Source organism: Limnofasciculus baicalensis BBK-W-15, assembly GCF_024178385.1.
Classification (GTDB): Bacteria; Cyanobacteriota; Cyanobacteriia; order Cyanobacteriales; family Coleofasciculaceae; genus Limnofasciculus; species Limnofasciculus baicalensis.
Map to the genome: position 1 here is coordinate 1 of NZ_JAMZMM010000441.1, position 4,377 is coordinate 4,377.

Consider the following 4,377-nt stretch of genomic DNA (forward strand, 5'->3'; position numbering starts at 1 on the left):
GTTGGTTGTTGGTTGTTGGTTGTTGGTTGTTGGTTGTTGGTTGTTGGTTGTTAGCTTACAGAACAACACAACTAATAGTGTGGATGGTGCGTTATGTTTTGCTAACGCACCTTACTCGCCTCTTCCCTAACATCCTCGGACTAAAGTCACGGGGTTTTCAGGCTATTGCTTTATAAACTTGTATTAGAGAAACTCATGCCAGGGTACAGTAACTCCCGTGACTCTTGCTTGACTCTACCTTCCATTGCCTCTTGCTGCAATCCAATGAACGCTCTAAAATCTTCCCAATCATTCTTTCTCGATAAAAAGTAGCGCAGTTGGTTCTCTGCTTCCACCGTGAGATAACCTGTTTCGAGCGCTTGCTGGACAATTTCCCTAATTAAACTCATTCTACCATCTCCATTTTTCACTAAAGCCCTTTTCACTAAAGCCCTTTTCACTAAAGCCCCCTGATGTTTGGGCACCATTGCTTTTCGTCAAGCTCTTATCTTAATAATTATTTAATATTCCCGGTTTGTGGTAAAAATCTTGATAAAGTTAACATTTCTTAACATTGTCAAGGGAGAAGAAGAGGTCAGAATGACCCTTCCCCCAACGGATGACCCACTACCGACTTGCACGACAGGGAGAATGGGGATGATTCTCCTACCAAGCTCCATTCAAAAAAGTGACTTTCTCCCCAGCCAATGGTGATATAGTTATTTTCCAAAGCTATAGCTGCTCCCATTTTCCAACTCGCTACCACCAATGAAGCCCTATCTTGCTGCTGCCATTCAAATGACCAGTTTGCCTGACCTCGATCAAAACCTGCTGGAGGCAGCAGAGTTGATCGAACTAGCGGTGCGTCAGGGTGCCGAAATCGTAGGCTTACCCGAAAACTTTTCCTTCTTAGGTAAAGAAGAAGACAAAATCGCGCAAGCATCGGAAATCGCTCAAAAGAGTGAAAAATTCCTCAAAACCATGGCACAGCGCTTTCAGGTAACTATCCTGGGCGGCGGCTTTCCCGTCCCTGTAAACAGCAGCCAAGTATACAATACCGCTTTGCTGATTGACCCTAGCGGTACTGAAGTTGCTCGTTATCAAAAAGTCCATCTCTTTGATGTTAACGTACCCGATGGTAACACCTATCGAGAATCCAATACGGTAATGGCAGGAAAGGAGCTACCATCGATTTACACTTCAGAAAAGTTAGGGAAACTGGGACTTTCTGTGTGCTATGATGTAAGATTCCCAGAACTTTACCGACATTTGGCGAACAAAGGTGCTGAGGTTTTATTTGTCCCAGCAGCTTTTACCGCCTATACGGGGAAGGATCACTGGCAGATTCTTTTGCAAGCAAGGGCGATTGAAAATACCTGCTACATAATTGCACCTGCTCAAACGGGATTTCACTATGCTATGCGTCAAACCCACGGTCACGCTATGATTATTGACCCTTGGGGACTGATATTAGCCGATGCGGGAGAAAAACCAGGAGTTGCGATCGCAGAAATTAACCCCACGCGACTCGAACAAGTGCGCCGTCAGATGCCTTGTTTGGAACATCGGGTTTTTGTTTAAGTAGCTGAAATTACAGCACTTTTCATGGATGTGAGGTAAAGAGAAGCCCGGTTTCTCTAAGAAACCGGGTTTCTGGGGTGTACTTCATAAACCTGCCAAAAATAATCAGGAGTTCAGAAGGCATATTCCACAGACTTCTGAACTCCTGATTATTTTTTTAGGCTCCAGTTTTCCTGTTTGGTGGCTTCAGTCATAGTAATTAAGTTTAAGGGGAATCTGTTAAAACTGAGCTTTAAAACTACGAAAACTATGGATGCTAAGGAAATTCAATCGCGTTATGCTGCGGGAGAGAGAGATTTTCGAGGTGCTGACTTAAGCGGTGCTGACTTAAGTGGTATTAATCTCACTGAAGCTGACTTGAGTGAGGCTAACCTGAGTGGCGCTAATCTCAGCGATGCTAACCTAAGTGAAGCTAATCTGAGTGGTGCAAACTTGATTGCTGCGGAGCTGATTTTTACTAAAATGAGTGATGCCAACCTAACTGATGCTAACTTGAGCGATGCTCATCTGATTGGAGCAAAACTCGGTGTAGCAAAACTAATTAATGCCAACTTAATTGGCGCAAATCTTATTAGTGCAGATCTCAGCGGTGCCGATTTGAGTGGTGCTTATCTCAGCGATGCTTATCTCAGTGATGCTAGTTTAATTAAAGCTAACCTAAGTAATGCTAATCTCAGTAGAGCTAACCTCAGTATTAGCAATCTCATTGGTGCTAATTTTAGTGGTGCTAATTTAATTTGCGCTAACTTGATGGGGGCTAACCTGATTGAAGCAAATCTGGATGGTGCTAACTTAAATGAGGCAAAATTATATCGAGCAAATCTCGCTCATGCCAAGCTAAGGGGAGCCTCTTTACGTCATGCCGACCTAACTGATGCCAATTTAGCTGGAACTGACTTGACTGATGCCAATCTAGAAAACGCTAAACTAAAAGGAACCATCCTTGGTTTAGCTGGAATATGAAGGATGAATTATGAAGAATGAATTATGAAGAATGAATTATGAATTATGAAAAGACTTGTATTTCACCCTTTCCCCTTTACTCTTCATTTTTTAAACTTCATCCTTCAGCCTTTAAATTTCATCCTTCAGCCTTTAAACTTCATCCTTCAGGAGAGTGACATCACTGTCAGGACTTACGCAGTTACGGTATCTGTAGGGTCCGTTATGTAACGCACCCTACTATATATAGCATTTAGTGACAGATTTTGCGTAATTCCTAACTGTAATAGAGGTATTATCCAGCATATTTTCTGATGTTGACAAAGGTCAAAATAGATGTCATCTAAACTTTTCGGAATATGTAATTCGTTGAACGCGCGTTTATCGAGACGAATAGTTTTTTGGGTATTTACCAGTATTATTACTGTGGAAGCGATTATTCTCGTCCCCTCTTATTTCAGACGAGAACAGGAGCTATTTAAGCAAATAGAACATGTTTCAGAAGTTATTTTCAACGCAACAGTCCGATGGAAGCGAGAGGGAGAAAGTGAAGAAATAATATTAGATAAACTCCCCATACTTATGAGCGATCGCGAAATCCTAGGTATCGCGATTTACCGCTCTAATGGAGAACTAATCAAGGCATTAGGAGATAGACCAAAGATTACATTCTCCGATCTAAAAGATCCAAAAGTTAATAAAATTTGCGGGACTCTTAGAGATGGCGACCGATACGATGTTGCTTGGTCAGCTCGTCCACTAGGAGTAGATTATATTATAATTGTTCGTCACGATTCTTCATCAGTAAAACTGGAATTACGTGCCTTTATTTTACGGATATCTGGACTAGTTTTAATCATCTCTATTTGCGTTACAGGTACTACGATGTTTGCTTTGGGAGCAACAGTAATTGTCCCGATCCTGCGACTGCGGGATGACTTAATGGCAGCGGCAGAAGCGATTAGCAAGGAGACAGTGAATCCTAACTTTTACTCATTATCAGTGAAGCGTAATGATGAGTTAGGAGATGTGATGGCAGCATTTAATCAAATGTTCCAGCGGATTTCTTCGGAATATACACAACGAAAGGAAGCGGAGGCACTTATCCGTGTTGAACAAGAAAAATCCGATCATTTGTTGCTGAATATTTTGCCAGAATCAATTGCTAATCGATTGAAACAAAAGGAAGGCTGTATTGCTGATGGATTTACTGAAGTCACTATTTTATTTGCCGATATCGTGGGCTTTACTCAGTTGTCTGCTCAGATTTCGCCTACGGCACTGGTTAACTTGCTTAATGAGATTTTTTCAGCTTTCGATCGCTTAACGGAAATCTATGGATTGGAGAAAATTAAAACAATTGGTGATGCGTATATGGTTGCCAGTGGATTGCCGATGAGTCGCTCGGATCATGCTGATGCGATCGCAAATATGGCTTTAGATATGCAAAAGGAAGTTAATTATTTTAATCAAAGACATCATGCTAATCTCAATATCCGCATCGGGATTAATAGTGGGGAAGTTGTGGCGGGGGTGATTGGCACGAAAAAGTTTATTTATGATTTGTGGGGTGATGCGGTGAATACTGCTAGCCGGATGGAATCTCATGGGGAAGCTGGGCGGATTCAAGTCAGTGCGGCAACTTATAAATATTTGGAGGATAAGTATCTGTTAGAGGAGCGCGGTATTATTCAGGTGAAGGGTAAGGGAGAAATGGTGACTTATTTTTTGATGGGGAGAATCGAAGGGTAAATGGGATCATCCCACTTTGGCAAAGATACTCGTTTTTTGACAAAGTTTTTACCCCCCAGCCCTGCTTGTCAAAGGGGGGAGCAAGAATACAACCTGCATTTCTTCCTTTCTCGGGATGCTCCC

At 42.1% G+C, this 4,377-nt stretch carries 4 protein-coding genes; 3 read left to right on the plus strand and 1 reads right to left on the minus strand.

Annotated features, from left to right (window positions below):
* Positions 1-170: 170 nt before the first annotated feature.
* On the minus strand, positions 171-389 hold the full coding sequence (locus NJ959_RS26155) for a hypothetical protein (protein ID WP_254014693.1): 219 nt from the start codon (positions 387-389) through the stop codon (positions 171-173).
* 358 nt (positions 390-747) lie between these two features.
* Between NJ959_RS26155 and NJ959_RS26160 the strand changes: the two genes are divergently transcribed.
* The 3 genes from NJ959_RS26160 (at position 748) to NJ959_RS26170 (ending at position 4,254) form a co-directional block, all read left to right on the plus strand.
* Positions 748-1,560: a carbon-nitrogen hydrolase family protein gene (locus NJ959_RS26160; protein WP_254014690.1), complete on the plus strand. Its 813-nt coding sequence runs from the start codon at positions 748-750 to the stop codon at positions 1,558-1,560.
* A gap of 180 nt (positions 1,561-1,740) precedes the next feature.
* Positions 1,741-2,523 (plus strand): pentapeptide repeat-containing protein, encoded by a 783-nt coding sequence (locus NJ959_RS26165; RefSeq protein ID WP_254014691.1) that lies wholly within the window; start codon positions 1,741-1,743, stop codon positions 2,521-2,523.
* A gap of 315 nt (positions 2,524-2,838) precedes the next feature.
* The gene (locus NJ959_RS26170; protein WP_254014692.1) at positions 2,839-4,254 is read left to right on the plus strand and encodes an adenylate/guanylate cyclase domain-containing protein; all 1,416 of its coding nucleotides are present in this window, start codon (positions 2,839-2,841) and stop codon (positions 4,252-4,254) included.
* Positions 4,255-4,377: the final 123 nt, after the last annotated feature.